Annotated in this window: 20 protein-coding genes; 3 read left to right on the top strand and 17 right to left on the bottom strand. The window is 60.9% G+C overall.

Annotated features, from left to right (window positions below):
- Nucleotides 1-16: 16 nt before the first annotated feature.
- The 11 genes from atpA to GLW01_RS03865 all read right to left on the bottom strand — a co-directional run bounded on the left by atpA (nt 17) and on the right by GLW01_RS03865 (nt 9466).
- Nucleotides 17-1561 carry a F0F1 ATP synthase subunit alpha gene (gene atpA, locus GLW01_RS03915; RefSeq protein ID WP_151440144.1) on the bottom strand — a complete coding sequence of 515 codons (1545 nt, stop codon included), beginning with the start codon at nt 1559-1561 and terminating at the stop codon, nt 17-19.
- Between the two features lie 69 nt (nt 1562-1630).
- Nucleotides 1631-2167, bottom strand: coding sequence for a F0F1 ATP synthase subunit delta (locus GLW01_RS03910; RefSeq protein ID WP_151440145.1), 537 nt, complete (start codon nt 2165-2167; stop codon nt 1631-1633).
- A gap of 12 nt (nt 2168-2179) precedes the next feature.
- Entirely contained in the window at nt 2180-2650 is a 471-nt protein-coding gene (locus tag GLW01_RS03905; RefSeq protein ID WP_077529950.1) for a F0F1 ATP synthase subunit B, read from the bottom strand.
- 79 nt (nt 2651-2729) lie between these two features.
- Nucleotides 2730-2954 (bottom strand): F0F1 ATP synthase subunit C, encoded by a 225-nt coding sequence (gene atpE, locus GLW01_RS03900; RefSeq protein ID WP_077529949.1) that lies wholly within the window; start codon nt 2952-2954, stop codon nt 2730-2732.
- A 55-nt stretch (nt 2955-3009) separates the two neighbouring features.
- Nucleotides 3010-3861: a F0F1 ATP synthase subunit A gene (gene atpB, locus GLW01_RS03895; protein ID WP_151440146.1), complete on the bottom strand. Its 852-nt coding sequence runs from the start codon at nt 3859-3861 to the stop codon at nt 3010-3012.
- 17 nt (nt 3862-3878) lie between these two features.
- A complete protein-coding gene (locus GLW01_RS03890) occupies nt 3879-4256 on the bottom strand; it encodes an ATP synthase subunit I (RefSeq protein WP_158223020.1) in 378 nt (125 codons plus the stop codon).
- A gap of 106 nt (nt 4257-4362) precedes the next feature.
- Nucleotides 4363-5247 (bottom strand): ParB/RepB/Spo0J family partition protein, encoded by an 885-nt coding sequence (locus tag GLW01_RS03885; RefSeq protein ID WP_151440147.1) that lies wholly within the window; start codon nt 5245-5247, stop codon nt 4363-4365.
- 46 nt (nt 5248-5293) lie between these two features.
- On the bottom strand, nt 5294-6088 hold the full coding sequence (locus GLW01_RS03880; protein WP_095616140.1) for a ParA family protein: 795 nt from the start codon (nt 6086-6088) through the stop codon (nt 5294-5296).
- A gap of 5 nt (nt 6089-6093) precedes the next feature.
- Complete coding sequence (gene rsmG, locus GLW01_RS03875) at nt 6094-6747, bottom strand: 16S rRNA (guanine(527)-N(7))-methyltransferase RsmG (RefSeq protein WP_160898197.1); 654 nt, start codon at nt 6745-6747, stop codon at nt 6094-6096.
- Complete coding sequence (gene mnmG / locus GLW01_RS03870; RefSeq protein ID WP_160898196.1) at nt 6748-8634, bottom strand: tRNA uridine-5-carboxymethylaminomethyl(34) synthesis enzyme MnmG; 1887 nt, start codon at nt 8632-8634, stop codon at nt 6748-6750.
- A 286-nt stretch (nt 8635-8920) separates the two neighbouring features.
- A complete protein-coding gene (locus GLW01_RS03865) occupies nt 8921-9466 on the bottom strand; it encodes a DUF3833 domain-containing protein (RefSeq protein WP_202405556.1) in 546 nt (181 codons plus the stop codon).
- A gap of 167 nt (nt 9467-9633) precedes the next feature.
- Between GLW01_RS03865 and GLW01_RS03860 the strand changes: the two genes are divergently transcribed.
- Nucleotides 9634-11454 (top strand): acyl-CoA dehydrogenase C-terminal domain-containing protein, encoded by a 1821-nt coding sequence (locus GLW01_RS03860; protein ID WP_160898195.1) that lies wholly within the window; start codon nt 9634-9636, stop codon nt 11452-11454.
- 47 nt (nt 11455-11501) lie between these two features.
- Here GLW01_RS03860 and GLW01_RS03855 read toward each other — a convergent pair whose 3' ends face one another.
- The 6 genes from GLW01_RS03855 to rpmH all read right to left on the bottom strand — a co-directional run bounded on the left by GLW01_RS03855 (nt 11502) and on the right by rpmH (nt 17761).
- Entirely contained in the window at nt 11502-13673 is a 2172-nt protein-coding gene (locus tag GLW01_RS03855; protein WP_160898194.1) for a TonB-dependent receptor plug domain-containing protein, read from the bottom strand.
- Between the two features lie 191 nt (nt 13674-13864).
- Nucleotides 13865-15232 (bottom strand): tRNA uridine-5-carboxymethylaminomethyl(34) synthesis GTPase MnmE, encoded by a 1368-nt coding sequence (gene mnmE, locus GLW01_RS03850; protein WP_160898193.1) that lies wholly within the window; start codon nt 15230-15232, stop codon nt 13865-13867.
- Between the two features lie 14 nt (nt 15233-15246).
- Nucleotides 15247-16965 carry a membrane protein insertase YidC gene (gene yidC / locus GLW01_RS03845; protein ID WP_160898192.1) on the bottom strand — a complete coding sequence of 573 codons (1719 nt, stop codon included), beginning with the start codon at nt 16963-16965 and terminating at the stop codon, nt 15247-15249.
- An 8-nt stretch (nt 16966-16973) separates the two neighbouring features.
- Complete coding sequence (gene yidD / locus GLW01_RS03840) at nt 16974-17222, bottom strand: membrane protein insertion efficiency factor YidD (protein ID WP_225741705.1); 249 nt, start codon at nt 17220-17222, stop codon at nt 16974-16976.
- A gap of 4 nt (nt 17223-17226) precedes the next feature.
- Nucleotides 17227-17616 carry a ribonuclease P protein component gene (gene rnpA, locus GLW01_RS03835; RefSeq protein ID WP_160898191.1) on the bottom strand — a complete coding sequence of 130 codons (390 nt, stop codon included), beginning with the start codon at nt 17614-17616 and terminating at the stop codon, nt 17227-17229.
- A 10-nt stretch (nt 17617-17626) separates the two neighbouring features.
- Nucleotides 17627-17761, bottom strand: coding sequence for a 50S ribosomal protein L34 (rpmH, locus tag GLW01_RS03830; protein WP_077529936.1), 135 nt, complete (start codon nt 17759-17761; stop codon nt 17627-17629).
- A gap of 626 nt (nt 17762-18387) precedes the next feature.
- Here rpmH and dnaA point away from each other — a divergent pair.
- Both dnaA and dnaN read left to right on the top strand, forming a co-directional pair.
- Nucleotides 18388-19908 carry a chromosomal replication initiator protein DnaA gene (gene dnaA / locus GLW01_RS03825; protein ID WP_225741706.1) on the top strand — a complete coding sequence of 507 codons (1521 nt, stop codon included), beginning with the start codon at nt 18388-18390 and terminating at the stop codon, nt 19906-19908.
- A 44-nt stretch (nt 19909-19952) separates the two neighbouring features.
- Nucleotides 19953-21056 carry a DNA polymerase III subunit beta gene (dnaN, locus tag GLW01_RS03820; protein WP_151440157.1) on the top strand — a complete coding sequence of 368 codons (1104 nt, stop codon included), beginning with the start codon at nt 19953-19955 and terminating at the stop codon, nt 21054-21056.
- Nucleotides 21057-21087 lie beyond the last annotated feature (31 nt).

Genomic DNA, 21087 nt, shown 5'->3' with positions numbered 1-21087 from the left:
CAGGCCCCGAACGGCATTACCAGCTCTGGGTCGACTTGAACTTATCCAGCGCTGATTTCAGACCACTCTCGACCTCGTCATTCAGTTCGCCGGAGTCGTTGATCTTGGCCAGCAGCTCAGACTGCTCGGTGCGCATGTAATCCATAAGCGCCTTTTCGAAATCCACGATCTTCTTGGCGTCCACATCCTCGAGGTAACCCTCGTTGGCAGCGAACAGGACCGTCGCCATCTCACCTACGGACATCGGCGAGTACTGTTCCTGCTTCATCAGCTCGGTAACACGGGCACCGTGCTCCAGCTGCTTACGGGTCTGCTCATCCAGATCGGACGCGAACTGTGCGAACGCCTGGAGCTCGCGGTACTGGGCCAGAGCCAGACGGATACCGCCACCAAGCTTCTTCATGATCTTGGTCTGCGCGGAACCACCCACACGGGAGACCGAGATACCCGCGTTCATCGCCGGGCGGATGCCCGAGTTGAACAGGTCCGTCTCCAGGAAGATCTGACCGTCAGTAATGGAGATTACGTTGGTCGGAACGAAGGCGGACACGTCACCGGCCTGGGTCTCGATGATCGGCAGTGCCGTCAGTGACCCGGTCTTGCCGGTTACTTCACCGTTGGTGGCCTTCTCAACGTACTCCGGATTGACCTTGGACGCACGCTCCAGCAGACGGGAGTGGAGGTAGAAAACGTCACCCGGATAGGCTTCACGGCCCGGCGGACGGCGCAGCAGCAGGGAGATCTGGCGATACGCCCAGGCCTGCTTGGTCAGGTCGTCGTAGATGATAAGGGCGTCTTCGCCGCGATCACGGAAGAATTCACCCATGGAGGTACCGGCGTAGGGCGCCAGGAACTGCATGGAGGCCGGATCGGCGGCACCAGCAGCGACCACGATGGTGTTGTCCATGGCACCGTGTTCTTCCAGCTTGCGCACCACGTTGGCGATGGTCGACTGCTTCTGGCCGATCGCCACGTAGATGCACTTAATGCCGCTGTTCTTCTGGTTGATGATGGTATCAACGGCCACGGCGGTCTTACCGATCTGGCGGTCGCCGATGATCAGCTCCCGCTGGCCGCGACCGACGGGAACCATGGTATCAATCGGCTTCAGGCCGGTCTGGACGGGCTCGTTCACCTCTTCGCGGGCGATAACCCCGGGGGCCACCTTCTCAATCGGTGTGGTTTCGGTGGTTCCCGCGTCACCCTTACCGTCGATCGGGTTACCCAGGGCGTCCACGACGCGGCCCAGCAGTTCGCGACCCACCGGCACCTCAAGGATGCGGCCGGTACACTTGACCTTCTGACCTTCCGCGAGGCCCTCGTCCTCACCGAGCACAACGGCACCGACCGAATCCCGCTCGAGGTTCAGGGCCATGCCGTAGTTGCCGTTCTGGAACTCAACCATCTCGCCGTACATGACGTCGGCCAGACCGTGGATGCGAACGATGCCGTCGGAAACGCTGACGATCGTCCCTTCATTGCGAGCTTCAGAAGACACATCGAGCTTTTCGATGCGCTTCTTGATGATCTCGCTGATTTCGGATGGATTCAGTTGCTGCATGCCTGTGTCCTCAAAAAATTCTGCAAATGACCGCGTGTCGGAATTCGGTTCCTGCCGTGCCTGGCGGACTCAGGCGCTCATGGCGTTGGCCAGCCTGTTGAGGCGCCCGCGCAGCGAGGCGTCAATAACCTCGTCACCCGCTCGGATAACCACGCCGCCGATGATTGACTGATCGGACTCAACACTGAGCTCAACCGAGCGGTCCAGGCGTTTTTCCAGGGCCTGGGAAAGCCGCTGCTTCTGCTCATCGTTCAGTTCAAAGGCGGTGGTCAGCGTGACGTCGACAATCCGCTCATGATCATGACGATAGGCTTCGAAGAGTGCCGCAACAGCCGGGAACTGCGCCAGCCGGCGATTTTCAGCCATGATATGGATGAAGTTGTTGACTGACTCCGGGAGCGGGTTCTCACAGACGTCGCTGATGAGCTGGATCTTTTCCTGGGCACTCAGGCCCGGATGGCGCAGGACCGAGGCCATGCGGTCATCACTGGTGATGGCCGCCAGCAGATTGAGCGACTGACTCCAGTCATCGAACTGACCGCTGTCGCGTGCCGCCTCGAATGCCGCCCGCGCGTAGGGTCGGGCGAGTGACGTTGACTCTGCCATGTTGGACCTCGTTTACAGTTCCGCGGAGAGCTTATCCAGCATCTCGCTGTGCGCCTTGGCGTCGACGGAGGATTCCAGAATCTTTTCCGCGCCGGCGATCGCAAGAGTGGCAACTTCAGCGCGCAGCGCATCCCGTGCCTGCTGGCGTTCCTGCTCGATCTCGTCGCGGGCCTGGGCCAGCAGCCGATCGCCCTGTTCACGGGCTTCGGTCTTGGCCTCTTCCACAATCTGGTTGGCGCGCTTGTTGGCCTTTTCCACGATCGTGGCCGCTTCGTCACGCGCTTCCCGCAGTTCCTGGGTTGCCCTTTGCTGGGCCAGTTCCAGGTCCTGGTTTGCCCGGTCGGATGCGGCAAGGCCGTCGGCGATCTTCTTCTGGCGATCCTGCATGGCCTGAACCAGCGGGGGCCAGACATACTTCACGCAGAATGCGATGAAGATGAAGAAGCCGATGGTCTGCCCGATCATCGTGAGGTTGATATTCACGGCGTTCTACCTCTTTCCGATTCGTTGCGTTCGGGACGATGGGGCAGCCGCTATTGGACCACCCCTCAACCATCCGGTGTTATGCAACAACAAAGATCAGGTAAAGACCGATACCCACACCGATCATGGAAACCGCGTCCAGAAGACCCGCCATGATGAAGGTCTTGGTCTGGAGCTCAGCGGCCATTTCCGGCTGGCGTGCAGTGGTTTCGAGCAGCTTGCCACCCAGCAGGGCAAAGCCAACGGCGGTACCCAGAGCACCAGAGGCGATCATGATTGCGGCGGCGATGATTACGAGTTCCATAACAACTCCTGATTTAACGACGGTTTAGGGGTTTAGGATCATCAAAGATTGATGGTTAATGCTCTTCATGGGCCATGCTCAGATACACGATCGTGAGCACCATAAAGATGAAGGCCTGTAGCGTGACCACCAGAATGTGGAAGATCAGCCAGGGCACCTGCAGCGCCCACTGGGCCCAGAACGGCAGCAATGCGATCAGGATGAAGATCACCTCACCCGCGTACATGTTGCCGAACAGCCGGAGCGCGAGGGAAAACGGCTTGGTCAACAGCCCCACGGTCTCAAGGATCAGGTTGAACCAGGACAGAGACCAGTGGTTGAAGGGACTGAAGGTCAGCTCCTTGGTGAAACCGCCCACGCCTTTCACCTTGATGCTGTAGTAGAGCACCATCAGGAAGACACCGATAGCCATGCCGAAAGTGGCATTGGGATCGGTGGTGGGTACGATCTTGGTGTACTCGATGCCCATGGCCGAGGTCAGGGCCGGAATGTAGTCCACCGGGATGAGCTTGAGCGAGTTCTGGAGGAAAACCCACACAAAGACGGTCAGGGCGATTGGCCCGATCATGGGGTTACGACCGTGGAAGGTGTTCTTCACCAGATCCTGAGTGAATTCCACAACCATTTCCACCAGGTTCTGGAGCTTGCCGGGCTGATCACTGGTGGCGTTCCTGGCCACTATCCGGAAAAGAACCAGAAAGATGATGCCTGTCAGCGCCGACATGAAGAGAGTATCCACATGAAACGCCATGAACCCCATGGCGCGCGCCTCTTCGGCGGACTGGGCCATGGTCCAGGTGGCTTCCTGGAGTTCGGTGCCGTTCCGCTCGAAACCGGCCGGCAGTTTTCCGTAGGTGAGGTTCGTAAGGTGGTGCTGTATGTATTCCGCTGGAGATTCACCTGCCATGTTCTACTCTCGCCCCGTCATCGGTTTGCAACCCTACTGAACACAAGCGGCGTCAGCATGTGGCTGAGGATCATGGTGCCGAACCCTGTAAACAGGGCCGGCCCGTCGATTGGCTGGATCAGCATCAGCGTGCCCGCCAGAAGAACCACTGTCGCGGACAGCTTGAACATCTCACCGGCCATCATGGCCGCGAAAACCGCCCCCATCCGCCGCGCTCCGCTATGGCGGAAATAGCGCAGGGCAAAAAGGCTGTTCGGTATCCAGTAAGCAAGCCCCCCGAACAGGGCGGAGCGGGCACCGAGCGCCGACTCAAGCAGGAAAAGACTGCTGATCAGCAGCAGAATTCCCAGCTGTAGCGTGATGAGTCGGCCTACCGGAGGCCGCCTGATGTTCAAAATGCCAACCCTTGTCGGCCGTTGTTAAAGCGGGGCAGATTATAGGGCTTTGGGTGGTCTGGATCAATAAATTTGGATGAAAATTCGAACGATTGCCAGCAGCCGACTACTGGATATGATCAAGAATTCCGTCCAGCTCATCCAGGCTGTTGTATTCGATCACCACCTTCCCCTTACCACGTTTGCCGTGATTGATGGCCACGCGCGCGCCGAGCCGATCCGCCAGCCGATCCTGGAGGTTGCGGATGTCCGGATCCTCCTTTTTCGGTTCCGGCTTGGCATTGTCCTGGCCCTGCTCCAGGCTTTTGCGCACCAGCGCTTCTGTCTGACGTACCGAGAGTGACTTGCTCACCACCTGGCGGGCGACCGGCGCCTGCTGCTGCTCCGGCAAACCCAGAAGGGCGCGGCCATGGCCCATCTCGAGGTCGCCGTGTTCCAGCATAATCCGGACCTCTTCGACCAGCCCCATGAGCCTCAGCAGGTTGGTGATGGTGGTGCGTGACTTGCCCACGGCGTCAGCCGTCTGCTGCTGGGTCAGGCCGAATTCTTCCTGCAGGCGGTAAAGGGCGGCGGCTTCCTCGATAGGGTTGAGGTTCTCGCGCTGGATATTTTCCACCAGGCCCAGGGCAATGGCAGCCTCATCCGGAACCTGACGGATCAACGCCGGTATGCGGTCCAGGCCTGCGAGCTGGGTGGCGCGCCAGCGACGTTCACCGGCGACCAGCTCGTAATGGCCGCTCTCCAGAGGCCGCACCACCACCGGCTGCATCACACCCTGCTGCTTGATGGACTCGGCCAGCTCCTGCAGCGCCTCTTCATCCATGTCCCGACGCGGCTGATAGCGCCCGCGCTGGATCAGATCCAGGGGCAGCTCTTTCAGCTCGGCTTCAATGGCCGGATCCGCCGGGGCGTCATCCTCCAGGTTGGTCCGGGAACCTTCAAGAAGAGCGTTGAGGCCTCTCTGGCCCAGTCCGCGTTTGCGCGATGACATGATGGTTGCTTGTTATCCTGTTCGTTGCTGGTGCGGGTGCCTGCCGTCAAACGGCGACGGCGCCCTCTGATTGCTGGCTGCCATTACGCCTGACCATCTCCCCCGCCAGCGCGAGATACGAGATGGCACCCTTGGAGCTGCGGTCGTAGCGCAGCGCCGGCATGCCGTAACTGGGAGCTTCGGCCAGGCGCACGTTGCGCGGGATAACGGCCGAGTAGACCCGGTCGCCGAAGTAGTCGTTGAGCTGGCGCGATACGTCCAGGGTCAGGCTGTTACGGGGGTCGTACATGGTACGCAGCAGGCCCTCGATTTTCAGCGCCGGATTCACGGTTTCCTGGATCTGCTCGATGGTACCCATGAGTGCAGCCAGCCCTTCCAGCGCGTAGTACTCGCACTGCATCGGAATCAGCACCGAGTCGGCGGCGGCCAGGGCGTTGACGGTCAGCAGGTTGAGCGCCGGCGGGCAGTCGATGAGGATGAAATCATAGAGCTCGGTGATGGGCTTGAGCGCCAGGCGCAGACGGTGCTCCCGGCCGATCTCGTTCATCAGCTCCACCTCGGCGGCGGTCAGGTCGCCGTTGGCCGGCAGCACATCGAACCCGGAGTCCGGTGCTTCAGTACAGACGTCGGCAGCGTTCTGGCGGCGGGTCAGCACGTCAAAGCCGCTGACCTTGAGTTCGTTCTTGTCGAGCCCGCTGCCCATGGTGGCGTTGCCCTGGGGGTCCATATCCACCAGCAGCACGCGGCGCTTGGTCGCCGCCAGCGAGGCCGCCAGGTTCACACAGGTGGTGGTCTTACCCACGCCACCTTTCTGGTTGGTTACCGCCACGATGCGCGCCATTACCGTCAGTCTCCTGTCTCGCCCGTGGAATCCGTGCTGTTGCGCCCGATGCGCAGTATCCGCCGTTCCGCGTCCACGCCGGGTACGGTGACCCGACTGTCTTCAAGCAGCTGCCAACCGGTGGGCAGCCCTTCAACCTCGGTGGTGGCTTCCGGGCCCTTCATGGCCAGGTGTTCCCCGTCCTGCGCCAGTAGATGGGCCGTCATGGGTACCATTTCCGCCAGTGAGGCGAAGGCGCGGCTTGTGATCTGCGGGAAGGGGCCGCCCTGCCAGTACTCGACCCGGGAATGCACCACCTGCATGTTATCCAGGCCCAGCTCCAGCCGGCACTGGGTCATGAACCGGGTCTTTTTGCTGTTGCTGTCCAGCAGTGTCACCTGTCTGGACGGCGAGTGCAATGCCAGGACCAGGCCCGGGAAGCCGCCGCCGGAGCCGACGTCCAGTATGGGGCCAGGGCCGAGCCGCGGCACCAGGGTCAGGCTGTCCAGAAGGTGCCGGGCGCACATGGCGCTGCGCTCGCGTACGGCGGTCAGGTTGTAGGCCCGGTTCCACTTTTCCAGTAGATCCAGAAGCCGCAGCATCCGGTCCGCCGTCTCCGGGGCGAGACGGACACCGAGTGCTTCGGCCCCCGCCTCCAGTTCACGGCGCTCCGTGTCCATTCAGGCGCTTTCCTGCTGCAGCAGATCCCGTTTCTTGAGATGGATCAGCAGCTGGGAGACCGCCGCCGGCGTCACGCCCTGAATGCGCGAGGCCTGGGCAATGGTTTCCGGACGTGTTTCCTCAAGCTTCTGCTTCACCTCATTGGACAGGCCACCGACACTGTCGTAGTCCAGATCCTTCGGCAGGGTCATGTTCTCATGCCGGCGCAGGCGCTCGATGTCCGCTTCCTGACGGGAGATGTAGCCCTCGTATTTGACCTGGATGGCCACCTGTTCGGCCACCACCGGATCCTCGGCGCGTTCGCCCCCAATGGCAGCAACCGCCTCGTAGTCGACCTCCGGCCGGCGCAGCAGTTCGGACAGGGTCTGGTCCTTTTTCAGGGGCTGTTTCAGGTACTGGTCGGCCACCGCCGCTGCTTCCGTGCCCGGATGGATCCGTGTGCGGTCAAGGCGCTCACGCTCCGCCTGGATGCCTGCGCGCTTGGCCTCAAACGCAGCCCAGCGCTCATCGCTTACCAGACCCAGATTGCGCCCTGTTTCGGTCAGTCGCAGATCCGCGTTGTCTTCACGCAGCACCAGGCGGTATTCCGCCCGGCTGGTGAACATCCGATAGGGCTCCTTCGCCCCCATGGTGATGAGGTCGTCCACCAGTACACCGAGATAGGCTTCGTCCCGACGTGGGTACCAGGGTTCCTCACCACGCGCGGCCAGGGCCGCGTTGAGCCCGGCCAGCAGGCCCTGGGCGCCGGCTTCCTCGTAACCGGTGGTGCCGTTGATCTGGCCCGCCAGATAGAGCCCGCTGATAAAGCGGGTCTCAAGCGTGTGATGGAGGTCGCGCGGGTCCAGGTAGTCGTATTCGATGGCGTAACCCGGCCGGGTGACGTGGGCGTTCTCGAAGCCCGGGATGGTCCGGATGAAGGCCATCTGCACGTCGAACGGCAGGCTTGTGGAAATACCGTTGGGATAGAGTTCCTGGCTGTTCAGGCCTTCCGGCTCCACGAAGATCTGGTGGGAATCCTTGTCCGCGAAGCGGTGGACCTTGTCCTCGATGGAGGGGCAGTAGCGCGGCCCAACGCCTTCAATGTCGCCAGAGAACATGGGCGACTGATCCTGGGCCCCCCGGATGATGTCGTGGGTCTCCGGCGTGGTGCGGGTGATGTAACAGCACATCTGCTCTGGATGCGAATCCGCACTGCCGATGTAGGACATCACCGGTTCGCGTTCGTCGCCGGGCTGGACGTCCATCTTCGAGAAGTCCACGGTCTTGGCGTCGATCCGCGCGGGTGTGCCGGTCTTGAGCCGGCCCACGGTGAACGGGAGCTCCCGCAGCCGTTTGGCCAGGCCGATGGTCGGCGGGTCGCCGGCGCGGCCGCCCTGCTGATTCTGCATGCCAATGTGGATGACCCCCCCGAGGAAGGTACCGGTGGTCAGCACCACCGTGGGTGCCCGGAAGGCGACACCAGTCTGGGAGACCACGCCCCGCACCTGGTCATTCTCGACGATCAGGTCCTCCGCCGCCTGCTGGAAGATATGCAGGTTGGGCTGGTTTTCCAGCATGTTGCGGATGGCGGCCTTGTACAGGGCACGGTCCGCCTGGGCACGGGTAGCGCGTACGGCCGGGCCCTTGCTGGAATTGAGAACCCGGAACTGGATGCCCGCCTGGTCCGTGGCCAGGCCCATGGCCCCGCCCAGCGCATCGATCTCCTTCACCAGGTGACTCTTGCCGATACCGCCGATGGCGGGATTACAGGACATCTGGCCAAGGGTCTCGATGTTGTGCGTCAGCAGGAGGGTATCGCGCCCCATGCGGGCCGCGGCGAGGGCCGCTTCGGTGCCCGCATGGCCACCGCCGATGACGATAACGTCGAAGTGCTTGGGGTATTCCACGCTGGACCTCGGGGTTTGCCGGTATCTCTGAATGAACCGCGTAGTATAACCCGAAGCGTCAAGCCTGTGCAGGCGATCCGGACAATTTCTGAACAGATACCATCTCTCCCGGAATAACAGACACCTGCAGTGCTTTCGTCACAAAGCACTCAAAAAACTGTCCACAGATTGGAGGAGCCTGAAAAAGCCTTATTTACTACCTAGAATGCTGATGTAAAAGTATTTTTTAAATTTTCTACAGATCTCTCCCTATTCTGTAAACAGAGTTTTCCACAAGGAAGGCGACCTACTGTCTCTGGATCACCAGGACCACCTCGCCCACACGGAATCCCCACCAGGTCATTTCCGTTTCATTGATGACGGTGTCCTCGGTGACACGGTACATCCAGTCATCCATTCGGACGTTGTAGGTGCTTCCTCCGAAGGACACTTCCAACACGTAGTTCATGTGGATGGCATTGCCCTCGAACTCCATGAAACCCGGCTCTGTCACATCCCCAGCCGTGGCGTGATAGCCGCCGTCACGGGGCTCCAGGGTCCAGACGCGCGTGTCGGTCTCACCATCGCTGTACGTGAACACCTCGTCCAGGGTACCCACGCCCTCCTCATCCCATGACGCATCAATGGTGGCATCGAAATGGCGGATCACCTCGCCGGAACGGTTCTTCACCACACCACGGGCGGTCAGCTCACCCTGGAAGAACTCACTGGGCACCAGCTCCGGCTCCTGGCCCGCATAGTCGTTGATTGCGGGGCCGGAGCAGGCCGCCAGAAAGGGCAGGACCAGAAAAAGAAGCCCGTAGACGCGGCGGGCTGGATGTATGACTGCCATGGGCTGAACCTCCATCGGAATGAGTGACTGTTACTGGATACGTGGGTTTTCCCGGGAGGGTTCATTGGGTGGCCGCAGTGACGTACACAGATGTACACGTCGCCATTGGCTCGAATGACGGAGCTGTCAGAAACTGTCTTCACAGTAAACAGATGGGAGGGTCCGAGATGGCAAGCTACAAGGCGCCTCTGACCGACGTGAATTTCCTGCTCAACGAAGTGTTCGACTACCCCAGTCACTACCAGCGCCTGAGCAACGGGGCCGAGGCGACACCGGACATGGTGGACGCCATTCTCGGTGAATGTGCCAAGTTCTGTGAGAACACTCTGTTTCCGCTCTACCAGAGCGGCGACCAGGAAGGCTGCAAACTGGTGGATGGCGAGGTTAAGACCCCGGCCGGCTACAAGGAAGCCTACGACGAATACGTGGCCGGTGGCTGGCAGGGCCTCTCCAGCCTGGAGGAATACGGCGGCCAGAACCTGCCCGCCTCCCTGGGCCTGATGAAGCAGGAGATGATGGGCACCGCCAACTGGCCCTTCAGCATGTACCCGGGTCTGTCGATGGGGGCCATGAACACCCTGCAGCTTCATGGTGATGAGGATCAGCGCCAGACCTACCTGACGCCGATGACCGAGGGCCGCTGGACCGGAACCATGTGCCTGACCGAGCCCCAGTGCGGCACCGATCTTGGCCAGGTCCGCACCAAGGCTGTCCCCCAGGAGGACGGCAGTTACCGCATCACCGGCACCAAGATCTTCATCTCCTCCGGAGACCATGACCTGGCCGAAAACATCGTACACATCGTGCTGGCACGCACCCCGGAGGCGCCCAAGGGCACCAAGGGCATTTCCCTGTTCATCGTGCCCAAGTACCTGCCGGACGGGAAGGGCAACGCGGGCGAGGCCAACGGGGTTTCCGTGGGCGCGCTGGAAGAGAAGATGGGCATCAAGGCCTCGGCCACCTGCACCATGAACTTCGATGACGCCAACGGTTACATGGTCGGGGAGGAGAACAAGGGCATGGAGTGCATGTTCACCTTCATGAACACGGCCCGGATCGGTACCGCCATCCAGGGCGTGGGTCCGGCCGAACTCTCCTACCAGAATGCCCTGGCCTACGCGAAGGAGCGTCGCTCCATGCGTGCACTCTCTGGCAAGAAAGAGCCGGAGCAGGTGGCGGACAGCCTGATGTACCACGCGGACGTGCGCCGCATGCTGCTGACCCAGAAGGCGGTGGCTGAAGGCGGGCGGGCCATGCTCTATGATGCCGCTCAGTACGCGGATCACATGGTCTGCGGCCACCTGGAGGAGGACACGAAGAAGATCCAGAAGTACGACGACAAGCTCGGCTTCCTGACCCCGATCCTCAAGGGCTTCCTCACCGAGAAGGGTTATGAGGCCACCAACCTGGGCATGCAGGTATTCGGCGGCCACGGCTACATCAAGGAGCACGGCATGGAGCAGATCGTGCGCGACACCCGGATCGCCACCCTCTACGAGGGCACCACCGGCATCCAGGCGCTCGACCTGCTCGGCCGCAAGGTGCTGATGATGACACAGGGCGGCGCGGTGCGTGACTTCACCCTGCGCATGAGCAACGAGGCGCGCAAGCACCTCACCGACAGCACCCTGCGGCCCTGGGCCTGGCAGATCCTCAAGCTGGCAACCCAGTGGAACTGGCTGACGTTCCGGCTGATGGTCATCGCCCGCAAGGACCGCGACATGGTTTCGGCGGCCGCGCATGACTTCCTGATGTACAGCGGCTATGTCTACATGGCCTTCATGTGGCTGCGCATGGCGGCCGCCGCGCGCCAGGGCCTGGCCGAGGGCGGCGACCAGAGTGAGGATTTCTACAACGCCAAGCTCGCCACCGCTGAATTCTACTTCGAGCGGATGCTGCCACAGGCCCAGGGCCATGCCGACAGCATGCTGAGCCCCAGCGATACCCTGATGCAGCTGGGTAACGAGGCCTTCGCCTTCGATTATTGAACCTCTTTTACCCCTCCCCTGCCGGCCTCCGGGCCGGCTTTTTCATCTCAACCCCCCAGCGGCACCCTGAGGGTCATGCGCACATCGCGCCCGGGGCTCAGCGCATAGCCTTTGTAGGTATCCAGAAAGTCCCGGTAGGTCTTATCCGTCAGATTCCGCACTTCGAGGCTGAACCGCATGGGCGCGCCCGTAACGCCATCCACGGAAAAGCCCAGGGCCAGGTCCGCGACAGTATAGGCATCGGTCGATGCCGTGCCGAAGGGGGCGTTGTCGAACTGGGCGAAGGGTTCACCCGGGGCTGCCTCCCTGGAAGCGTTATGCCGGAGACCCAGGCGGACATAGGGACTGCGGGCCCATCCCCAGTTCCCGGGTGTCCAGGTTCCTTCGACCAGCAGTTCGTCAGCCGGCTGGAGTGGCAGGTCCTCACCGGTCTGGTCGTTTTCACCGTCAACGGCACTATAGGTGGTACTCAGCTCGAGCGTTTCAGTCATCTGTGCCCGGGCTGTCAGTTCCACGCCGGTGAGGACGGCGTCGGTCTGCTGGTACTGGAACACCGGCAGAGCGTCCTGCGTATTGCCCGTGTCGTGAAGGTAGATGTAGTTGTCAATCGCATTGCGGTAAACCGTGGCACTGGCAGACGTTTGGTGGGAACGCCACCGGAGCGACAGGTCGGTATTCAGCGATTTCTCAGCGTCCAGGTCGTCATTGCCCTTCTGGACCGCCGCAACACCAGCATGCACCCCGTCCGCATGGAGTTCGAAAAGGGTCGGCGCCCGGAAACCACGCCCGATGTTACTGGCAAGCGTCAGGTTATCGGTCAGGGCATAGGAACCACCGAACGAGCCCGATGTCACCGAGTAGTCATTGGAGTCACTGCCTGAGAACGAAGTCGGCGCCGCCGTCTTGCTGCTTTTCGCAATGGTCTCGGTCCAGTCCTGCCGCAACCCAGCCTGCAGGGTGAGACGCCCCAGTGTGCGCTCCTCAAAGGCAAACAGGCCGACATTGTTCACCCGACCTCCGGGCGTCAGCTGGGTGGTGCCCCGGGAGACCTGTTGCTTGGTGCGGTATTCAATCCCCATGCGCCCGGCGTCGAGAAACGCCAGTTGGCCGTGTCTGGCCTCGAGACGGGTGGTGTACTGGTCGAATTCAATGTCGAGGGTCCCATCAAACAGCGCATCCCTCGGGACACCGGCCGCGTTCGACTGGCGCAGGTTATTCTGCCATGCCAGGGTTGGCTGAAGGGTCCAGGTGTCATTGACCGGCAGCGTGGCGTCCAGACGAAGCTCGTCGTTCTCCAGATTCTGGCCGATGCCCTCCGGGCCCTGGCCAGGCGGCTTGTTGCCGGCCGGGGGCGGCAGCAGGAAGTTGTGTTCATTGCGCCATCCGGTATAGCGCATCCGGACCTCGCCGAAGGCCCCACGATAACCGACGCCGAGTTGACCGTTGGTCTGGTCAAAGTCCGTGTACTCCAGTGATCCGGTGTAGGCGGGTGCCCGGCGTTTGCCGGCGTCACTGGGAGGCGGCGGGAAGAAGGTCCGGTCATCCGGCACGGTGACATCCCCGGCGTCCCGGTGAATGATGCCAGCGGCAAAACTCCAGTGCTTCCCCTGGCTGGTTCCCTTGAGCCCGAGGTCATTCTGGTCGTTGTTGGTAGCATGCCCCAGTAGCGCCTCGCCCCTGTTGTGACGGGATCCATCACTGCTGAAAGTCAGTGGCAGGGGTTGTACATCCACCGCACCGCCCAGCGCATCGGACCCGTAAAGGATGCTGGACACGCCACGAACCACCTCAATACGCTCGCTCAGGAAGGGTTCAACGTTGGGTGAATGCCGGGTCCCAAACTGCTGGTGGTCCACGGCAATACCGTCGGACAGGATCCGCACCCGATTACCGGACAGGCCACGGATCACCGGCTTACCAGCCTGATTGCCGGCACTGACGGTATCGACCCCGGGAAGGTGATCCAGCGTCTGGCCAAGAGTGGCGCTTTCGCGGCGATCCTTGTCCTCGCCCTGCAGGACGTCAATCTGGGCGGCCTGCATCAGTGGCGAACCGGGAGCGGGCGCGACGGCTTCCACAACGACCTCATTCAGGGCCATCACCCCGGTGTTCGTATCCTGTCCCAGCGCCAACGCGGGTGCCATTGCAAGACCCAGAACGCCCATGGTGCCCGGGATGGCATCGGATAGCCGCCCGGCATTGAAGGGTTTCAATTGCATGGGTTCTCCTTACGACGTTATATCATTACTTCTTTAAACGGTATTCCAGCGACCACGCCCTCTATCAGATGTGTTGAACTGGAATCCGATCTGGTGCCCTATGATGAATAAACGGATGTTATAACATAACCTTAATAGGCACAACCTGATCGGCAATGATTCAGGCGGCTGATGAATCGCTTGGGTAGGAGTTATTTTCCGATGCAGAAGGAGCTGAAGATTTCGCCCAGGAGCTCATCGGGCGTCATGGCCCCGGTGATTTCGCCAAGCGCGTCCTGAGCCTGACGCAGATCCTCGGCCAGCAGTTCGCCGGCACCGAACTCGCTGAGCTGGGTCTGGCCCTGGACGACCATGGAACGCGCGCGCTCCAGGGCATCAAGATGACGCCGACGCGCCATGTAGCGCCCTTCAGCAGCAGTCTGATAGCCCATGCAGTCCTTCAGGTGTTCCCGCAGGGTGTCGACGCCCTCCCCGGACTGCGCGGATAGGCGGATGACGGGAGTGCCATCGTGGTCGGTGAACCCGGGCGTTTCTCCCGAGAGATCCGCCTTGTTGCGGAGGACGGTAACCGGGAGTCCTTCCGGCAACTGGCGTGGCAGACCGGTTCGGAGGGTCGCGGGATCAGTATCCGGCGTTGTGACGCTGTCCACCAGCAACAGGACCCGGTCGGCCTTCTCGATCTCGGCCCAGGCCCGGTCGATGCCGATGCGTTCCACTTCATCGGCGCTGTCGCGCAGGCCCGCGGTGTCAATGATGTGCAGCGGCATGCCGTCAATCTGGATCTGCTCTCGCAGCACGTCCCGGGTTGTGCCCTCGATTTCGGTCACGATGGCTGTGTCCTGGCCGGACAGGGCATTCAGGAGGCTGGACTTGCCGGCGTTGGGTTTTCCGGCGATGACCACCTGCATGCCGTCCCTCAGCAGTGTGCCCTGATGGGCTTCCTGGACAGTGCGGTCCAGTGATTCCAGCAGGGCCTGGAGATCCGCGGCAACCTTGCCGTCACCGAGGAAATCCACATCCTCGTCCGGGAAATCGATGGCCGCCTCCACATAGACCCGGAGCTGGACCAGTTCCTCAATGAGTCCCGAGACCACCCTGGAGAAGGCACCCTGAAGGGATTGCAGGGCACTTCGAGCCGCCTGTTCCGAACTGCTTTCAATAAGATCGGCAATGGCCTCGGCCTGGGCGAGGTCCAGTTTATCGTTCAGAAAGGCGCGTTCCGAGAATTCCCCCGGGCGTGCAAGTCGGGCCCCCCTGGCCGTGGCGGAAGCCAGGATCCGGTCCATGAGGACGGGTCCGCCATGGCCCTGGAGTTCAAGGACATCCTCACCAGTAAAGGAATGCGGACCGGGAAAGTACAGGGCAATACCCTCATCCAGGACATCGCCCGTCTCATCCAGGAAAGGGCCATAGTGAGCATACCTGGGCCGGGGCTCAAACCCCAGGAAGGCTTGCGCCAGGACCAGGGCCTGTGGCCCCGAGAGGCGGATAACGCCAACACCCCCGCGGCCCGGAGGCGTAGCGAGGGCAGCGATGGTATCCCGGTCAGCACCGCTCATGGCGCGTCAGAGGATCAGCCCTTGGCGGACTTCCCCTGCTCCTTCTCGATCTGGCGGTAGATGAAGAACTGCTGTGCCATGGAGAGCACGTTGTTGCTCAGCCAGTACAGCACCAGGCCTGCCGGGAACCACAGGAAGAAGAAGGTGAACATGATCGGCAGCAGCTTCATCACCTTCGCCTGTACCGGATCCGGTGGTGTCGGGTTCAGCTGCATCTGCAGGAACATCGAGCCGCCCATCAGGATCGGCAGGATGAAGTACGGATCCATCACCGAGAGGTCGTTGATCCACAGCATGAAGGGTGCGTGGCGCAGCTGAACACTCTCGAACAGCACCCAGTAGAGGGAGATGAACACCGGCATCTGCACCAGTATCGGCAGGCAGCCGCCCAGTGGGTTGATCTTCTCCTTCTTGTAGAGATTCATCATCTCCTGGGAGAGCTTCTGGCGATCATCGCCGTACTGTTCCTTGAGACGCTGCATCTCCGGCTGGACACGGCGCATGTTGGCCATGGAACGGTAACTGGTGGCCGAAAGCTTGTAGAACGCCAGCTTAACCACGACAGTCAGCAGGATGATGGCAACACCCCAGTTGCCGGTCAGGCCATGGAACCAGTCCAGGAGGTAGAACAGGGGCTGGGAAATGAAGAACAGCCAGCCAAAGTCGACCGTGCGGTCCAGGTTGGGCGCAATGCCCTGGAGACGCTCGATGATCTTGGGGCCGACGTAGACCCTGGAACTGATCTCTTTCTCTTCACCCGGAGCGACTTTGGTACCGGGACTGACAAAGCCCATGACATGGAGGTTACTGCCACGCTGGCGGGTCTGGTAGCGATGGGTCTCATCCTGGTCCGGGATCCAGGAGCTCATGAAGTAATGCTGGAGGAAAGCGATCCAGCCCCCCTCGACCTGGCGGTTCAGGGGGGTTTCCTTCAGATCCGAGAACTCGTACTTGGTATAGGGCTCCTGGGGTGTGCTCAGAACCATGCCGAGGAAAGCCTGGACGCCAAGGATCCTCTGGCCGGTGGGATCGCCACTTTCATCACGGACGATACGACCGGAGAAGTATCCGTTCCAGGGCTCACTGGAATTGTTCCGTATATGGTAGCTGACCTTCAGGCGGTAGTGATCACGCTCGAAGGTGTAGCGTTTGATGATCTGTACCCCGGAATCCGTTTTATGGGTCAGATCCACGGTCAGCTTGTCTTCACCTTCCTCCAGACGATAGCTGTCGGAGTCGCTGTTGAAGGTCAGATTCCCGTGGCCGCGTGCGGAACCACCATCACCTAGAAGACTGCTTTCAAGGATGTAGGTGAGTTCCTCGTCACTCCGGAGCAGCTGCAGGGGCTTGTCCGACTTCAGAGTTCGGGTGTGCTCGGGCAGCCAGGCTTCCACAAGATGGCCGCCGTTGAGGCTGATGCGGGCATCCAGAACGTCCGTTTTCACCCGGATGGTGTCACTGCTGTCGGCGGTCGCGCCGGACCCGGTCGCTTTACTGCTGGTCTGCTGCCCGGCCGACGCCATGTCAGATTCCGGGCGCTCAAAACCATCGCCGCTATCGCTGCTGTTCGGAGGTTGCTGGCTCTGGGTGCCCGGATCGGCGGGAGCGGACTCCTCGGCAGCCACGGGTTCGGTGGAAACGGGCTGCTGGTGATAATCCTCGTTCCAGGCCATGACGAGGAGGTAGCTGACTATGGCCAGACCGAGCCATATGGCGACGCGGGGGATATCCATGGATTGGGTCATCCTTTGCGTGAACAGGATTGATGGGTCGGGGAAACCCCTGGAACCGGATCATAACCGGAGGTGCCCCAGGGATGGCATCGGAATAGGCGGTGCAGCGCGTAGTAACCACCGCGGATCATGCCGTGCTGCTCGATGGCGCTCACGGCGTATTCGGAACAGCTGGGCGTATGCCGGCAGTGAGGGGGCATCAGTGGACTGATCCCGTACTGGTAGGCGCGAATCAGCAGAAGAAGCAGCCAGCGCATTGGGTTATCCCGTTTTTGCCGGAGACCGGGAGGTCGCCTGTTTGCCCAGCTTCCGCCACGCCCGGTCCAATTCCTGGAACAGTTCGGCATTGTCCATGGTATTGCCGCCGGGCCGGGCCAGGACAATGACGTCCAGAGCTGGCAGATCGTGCTGTCGATGCCTGAAGGATTCCCGTACGGCACGCTTGAACTGGTTGCGTGCTGTGGCCTTGGGCAGATGCCGGCGGGCCACGATGATGCCCAAACGGGGCAATGCCCGGGATTCGTCGGAACTCCGGGCAAGCATCAGGAATCCACGGCTGCCGGCCCTGAACTCGACACTGTCGAATACCCGCGTGTAATCACGACTGTTGAGCAGTCTTGCCTGGCGGGGAAATCGGAAGTCAGGCGGCAACTGGACGGGTTCAGACGCTGAGGCGCTTGCGACCCTTGGCACGGCGGCGCGCAATCACTTTGCGACCGTTCTGGGTTGCCATGCGGGCACGGAAACCATGGGTCCGTTTGCGCTTGAGGTTACTCGGCTGAAAGGTTCGTTTCATGGTGATGGTCCTGTTCAGGGCTGCGAATGTCGGAACGATGGTTTCGGCCGATGGTCCGAACACGGAGCTGCCACCGGGATGCGGGATTCTAGTCAATTTGTGGCGTTCAGACAATGGGCAGCGTTGACGGAAAAGCTGGGCAGTTACAGTAGAAACAAAGTTCTTATCTTTAATGAATCAATAAGACTGTTGTTACTGTTATTAGGGAAGCGGATTTCTGTGGATAACCGGTTACCAGCGGCTGGTGACGCCGTTTGAAGCTGGGGACGGTTCTGTTCAGTTGCGCTTGGCAAACTGGGACTAAGAGGGGGGATGGAATGGGTATAACCGGGGGTCCCTGGCCGGGGGTCGGGTTATCAAGGGGTCTGTCCGGGGTTTATACGGTCGTGAACACACGGTGTTTGCACAGGCTTCTGTGGAAAAGTCGTTTTAAGGAGAATTGATCTGTAATTTTGTGCACGACTCTGTTTTTAAGTTGGTAGTTTTCTGACTTAAAAAGAAAAAGTTATCAACAGGGTGTTTATATCGTTGGCCTGGGGGCTTTTACAGACGGTGGGCGGAGCGTAGAATACCGCTCTTGCCGGGGAGAGACCCGTCCGAAGAAGAACAATGCGAGGTCAGCAGTCGTGGCACAGGAAATCTGGCAGCAGTGTCTGGAGCTGTTACAGGATGAGTTCCCCGCCCAGCAGTTCAATACCTGGTTGCGTCCGTTGCAGTCCCGCGACGACGGAGGGTCTCTGGTGTTGCTTGCACCCAATCGGTTTGTGCGCGACTGGGTGAGCCAGAAATATCTGGATCGCATTGAGGAGGTCATCCGGGACCTGAATGGCGCCAAGGGGCTTCAGGTCGAGGTCAAGGTGGGGTCAGCGGAGGAAAACCGGTCCCGGCCGACCCATTCCTCCAGTAATCGCAGTGACAGGGCGACGAAGCGACAAACAGCGGTCAGCGCGGGTTCCGAGGTGGAGTCCGCCAGCGCGGAAGTGGCACCGCCGGTGAACGATGCCGAACTGAACACCGCTGATGAACGCCCGGTAGAGGATTCACCCGTGGCGGCGCGCATTGCCGGGCGTGCCAATGGTGGACGTGATGACCGCCGGGCGAATGTCGAAGGCGGTGTCCAGCACAGTGAGACCTTCCTGAATCAGCAGTTCACGTTTGGGACCTTTGTTGAGGGCAAGTCCAACCAGCTGGCGCGGGCCGCGTCCAGCCAGGTAGCGGAAAACCCGGGGGGATCCTATAACCCGCTGTTTCTCTACGGCGGCGTGGGTCTGGGCAAGACCCACCTGATGCACGCCGTGGGCAACGAGATCGTGCGCCGCAATCCCGGGGCACGCGTGGCCTACCTTCGCTCCGAGCGCTTTGTGGCGGACATGGTCAAGGCGCTGCAGCTCAACGCCATCAATGACTTCAAGCGCTTTTACCGGTCCCTCGATGCCCTTCTGATCGACGATATCCAGTTCTTCGCGGGCAAGGAGCGCTCCCAGGAGGAGTTCTTCCACACCTTCAATGCGCTGCTTGAGGGCGGCCAGCAGGTGATCCTGACCTGTGACCGGTTCCCCAAGGAGATCGTGAACATGGAGGAGCGGCTCAAGTCCCGGTTCGGCTGGGGCCTGACGGTCATGGTGGAACCACCCGAGCTTGAGACCCGCGTGGCAATCATCATGAAAAAGGCGGAGCAGGCACAGGTCAGCATCAGCAACGAAGCGGCCTTTTTCATCGCCCAGAAGATCCGGTCCAACGTGCGCGAGCTGGAGGGGGCGCTGAAGCTGGTTATCGCCAATTCCCACTTCACCGGCCAGCAGATTACACCGGCATTCATCCGGGAAAGTCTCAAGGACCTGCTGGCGCTGCATGAGAAGCAGGTCAGCATCGACAATATTCAGCGGACCGTGGCAGAGTACTACAAGATGAAAGTGGCGGATCTGCACTCAAAGCGCCGCACACGCTCGATCACACGGCCCCGCCAGATGGCGATGGCACTGGCCAAGGAGCTGACCAGCCACAGCCTGCCCGAGATCGGCGATGCCTTTGGTGGCCGGGACCACACCACGGTCCTGCACGCCTGCAAGAAAATCGAGGAACTGCAGGAATCGGACGCCAATATCCGCGAGGATTACCAGAACTTCCTCCGGCTTCTGACCACCTGAATCACTGACAAACCCACATCCGAACCAGGCGGAATCCGATAATCATGAAAATCCGGACCAGTCGCGAATCCCTTCTCGAGCCACTCCAGGCAATCGCCGGTGTGGTTGAAAAGAAACAGACCATGCCCGTTCTGTCGAACGTACTGCTGGTGGCCGAGGGCGAGGCCCTGACGCTGACCGGGACCAATATGGAGGTGGAACTGGTTGCCACCGTAACCGACCTGGAAGTGGAACAGGAAGGCCGCATTACGGTGCCGGCGCGCAAACTGGTGGATATCTGCCGGTCGCTTCCGGAAGCAGCGGATGTGACGCTGGCCCTGGAAGGGGATCGCATGCGGATCCGGGCGGGGGCGAGCCAGTTCACCCTGGCTACCCTGCCCGCGGATCATTTCCCGAACGTCGAGGACGATGAGGACAGCTTCACGCTCAATCTTGAACAGGGCAGCTTCCAGAGTCTGCTCAGCAGTACCGCCTTTGCCATGGCGCAGCAGGACGTTCGCTACTATCTCAACGGGCTGCTGCTCGAGATCGGGGATGACGCCATACGGGCAGTTGCGACGGACGGGCACCGTCTGGCCCTGTCGAATCTGTCCGCCCCTACCTATCTGGATGAGACACGACAGATCATTGTGCCGCGTAAGGGCGTTCAGGAACTCATCCGGTTGTTGGACGACAGTGAAAAGAATGTGGCGGTGACCATCGGCGGTAGCCACATACGGGCAACAGTGGACGGGTTCACTTTCACCTCCAAGCTCATCGAGGGTCGTTTCCCGGACTACAACCGGGTGATTCCCAGTGGCGGTGACAAGACCGTGATCGCGGATCGTGAGACGTTGCGCAGCATTCTTCAGCGCGCCGGAATCCTGTCCCACGAGAATATCCGTGGTGTGCGGCTGGAACTCGAGCCCGGTGAACTGCATGTCTACGCCAATAACCCGGATCAGGAGCAGGCGGAGGACACCATGGCGGTGGAATACCAGGGTGAGGCGCTGCAGATCGGGTTCAATGTGGGGTATCTGATCGATGTGATGAACGTCATCCGTGAGGATCAGGTCCGGATCGTTCTGTCCGGGCCCAATGCCAGTGCGCTGATTGAGAGCACTGGCCCGGATGACAATCTGTACGTTGTGATGCCGATGCGTCTTTAATCGTTTCCAGATTGGACTGACAGGGAAGCTT

This window comes from Vreelandella halophila (assembly GCF_009856365.1).
In the GTDB taxonomy this organism is placed as follows: Bacteria; Pseudomonadota; Gammaproteobacteria; order Pseudomonadales; family Oleiphilaceae; genus Halospina; species Halospina utahensis_B.
Note: the sequence above shows the minus strand (reverse complement) of the source record. Positions and strands in the feature narration are given on the sequence as shown.

Bases quoted from the DNA above. Each gene is read 5' to 3' on its own strand.
- rpmH (WP_077529936.1), bottom strand. From the start codon at position 17,761: ATGAAACGAACCTTTCAGCCGAGTAACCTCAAGCGCAAACGGACCCAT.
- atpE (WP_077529949.1), bottom strand. From the start codon at position 2,954: ATGGAACTCGTAATCATCGCCGCCGCAATCATGATCGCCTCTGGTGCT.
- GLW01_RS03885 (WP_151440147.1), bottom strand. From the start codon at position 5,247: ATGTCATCGCGCAAACGCGGACTGGGCCAGAGAGGCCTCAACGCTCTT.
- GLW01_RS03860 (WP_160898195.1), top strand. From the start codon at position 9,634: ATGGCAAGCTACAAGGCGCCTCTGACCGACGTGAATTTCCTGCTCAAC.
- mnmE (WP_160898193.1), bottom strand. From the start codon at position 15,232: ATGAGCGGTGCTGACCGGGATACCATCGCTGCCCTCGCTACGCCTCCG.
- yidC (WP_160898192.1), bottom strand. From the start codon at position 16,965: ATGGATATCCCCCGCGTCGCCATATGGCTCGGTCTGGCCATAGTCAGC.
- GLW01_RS03855 (WP_160898194.1), bottom strand. From the start codon at position 13,673: ATGCAATTGAAACCCTTCAATGCCGGGCGGCTATCCGATGCCATCCCG.
- GLW01_RS03880 (WP_095616140.1), bottom strand. From the start codon at position 6,088: ATGGCGCGCATCGTGGCGGTAACCAACCAGAAAGGTGGCGTGGGTAAG.
- GLW01_RS03865 (WP_202405556.1), bottom strand. From the start codon at position 9,466: ATGGCAGTCATACATCCAGCCCGCCGCGTCTACGGGCTTCTTTTTCTG.
- yidD (WP_225741705.1), bottom strand. From the start codon at position 17,222: ATGCGCTGGCTGCTTCTTCTGCTGATTCGCGCCTACCAGTACGGGATC.
- atpB (WP_151440146.1), bottom strand. From the start codon at position 3,861: ATGGCAGGTGAATCTCCAGCGGAATACATACAGCACCACCTTACGAAC.
- rsmG (WP_160898197.1), bottom strand. From the start codon at position 6,747: ATGGACACGGAGCGCCGTGAACTGGAGGCGGGGGCCGAAGCACTCGGT.
- GLW01_RS03910 (WP_151440145.1), bottom strand. From the start codon at position 2,167: ATGGCAGAGTCAACGTCACTCGCCCGACCCTACGCGCGGGCGGCATTC.
- atpA (WP_151440144.1), bottom strand. From the start codon at position 1,561: ATGCAGCAACTGAATCCATCCGAAATCAGCGAGATCATCAAGAAGCGC.
- dnaN (WP_151440157.1), top strand. From the start codon at position 19,953: ATGAAAATCCGGACCAGTCGCGAATCCCTTCTCGAGCCACTCCAGGCA.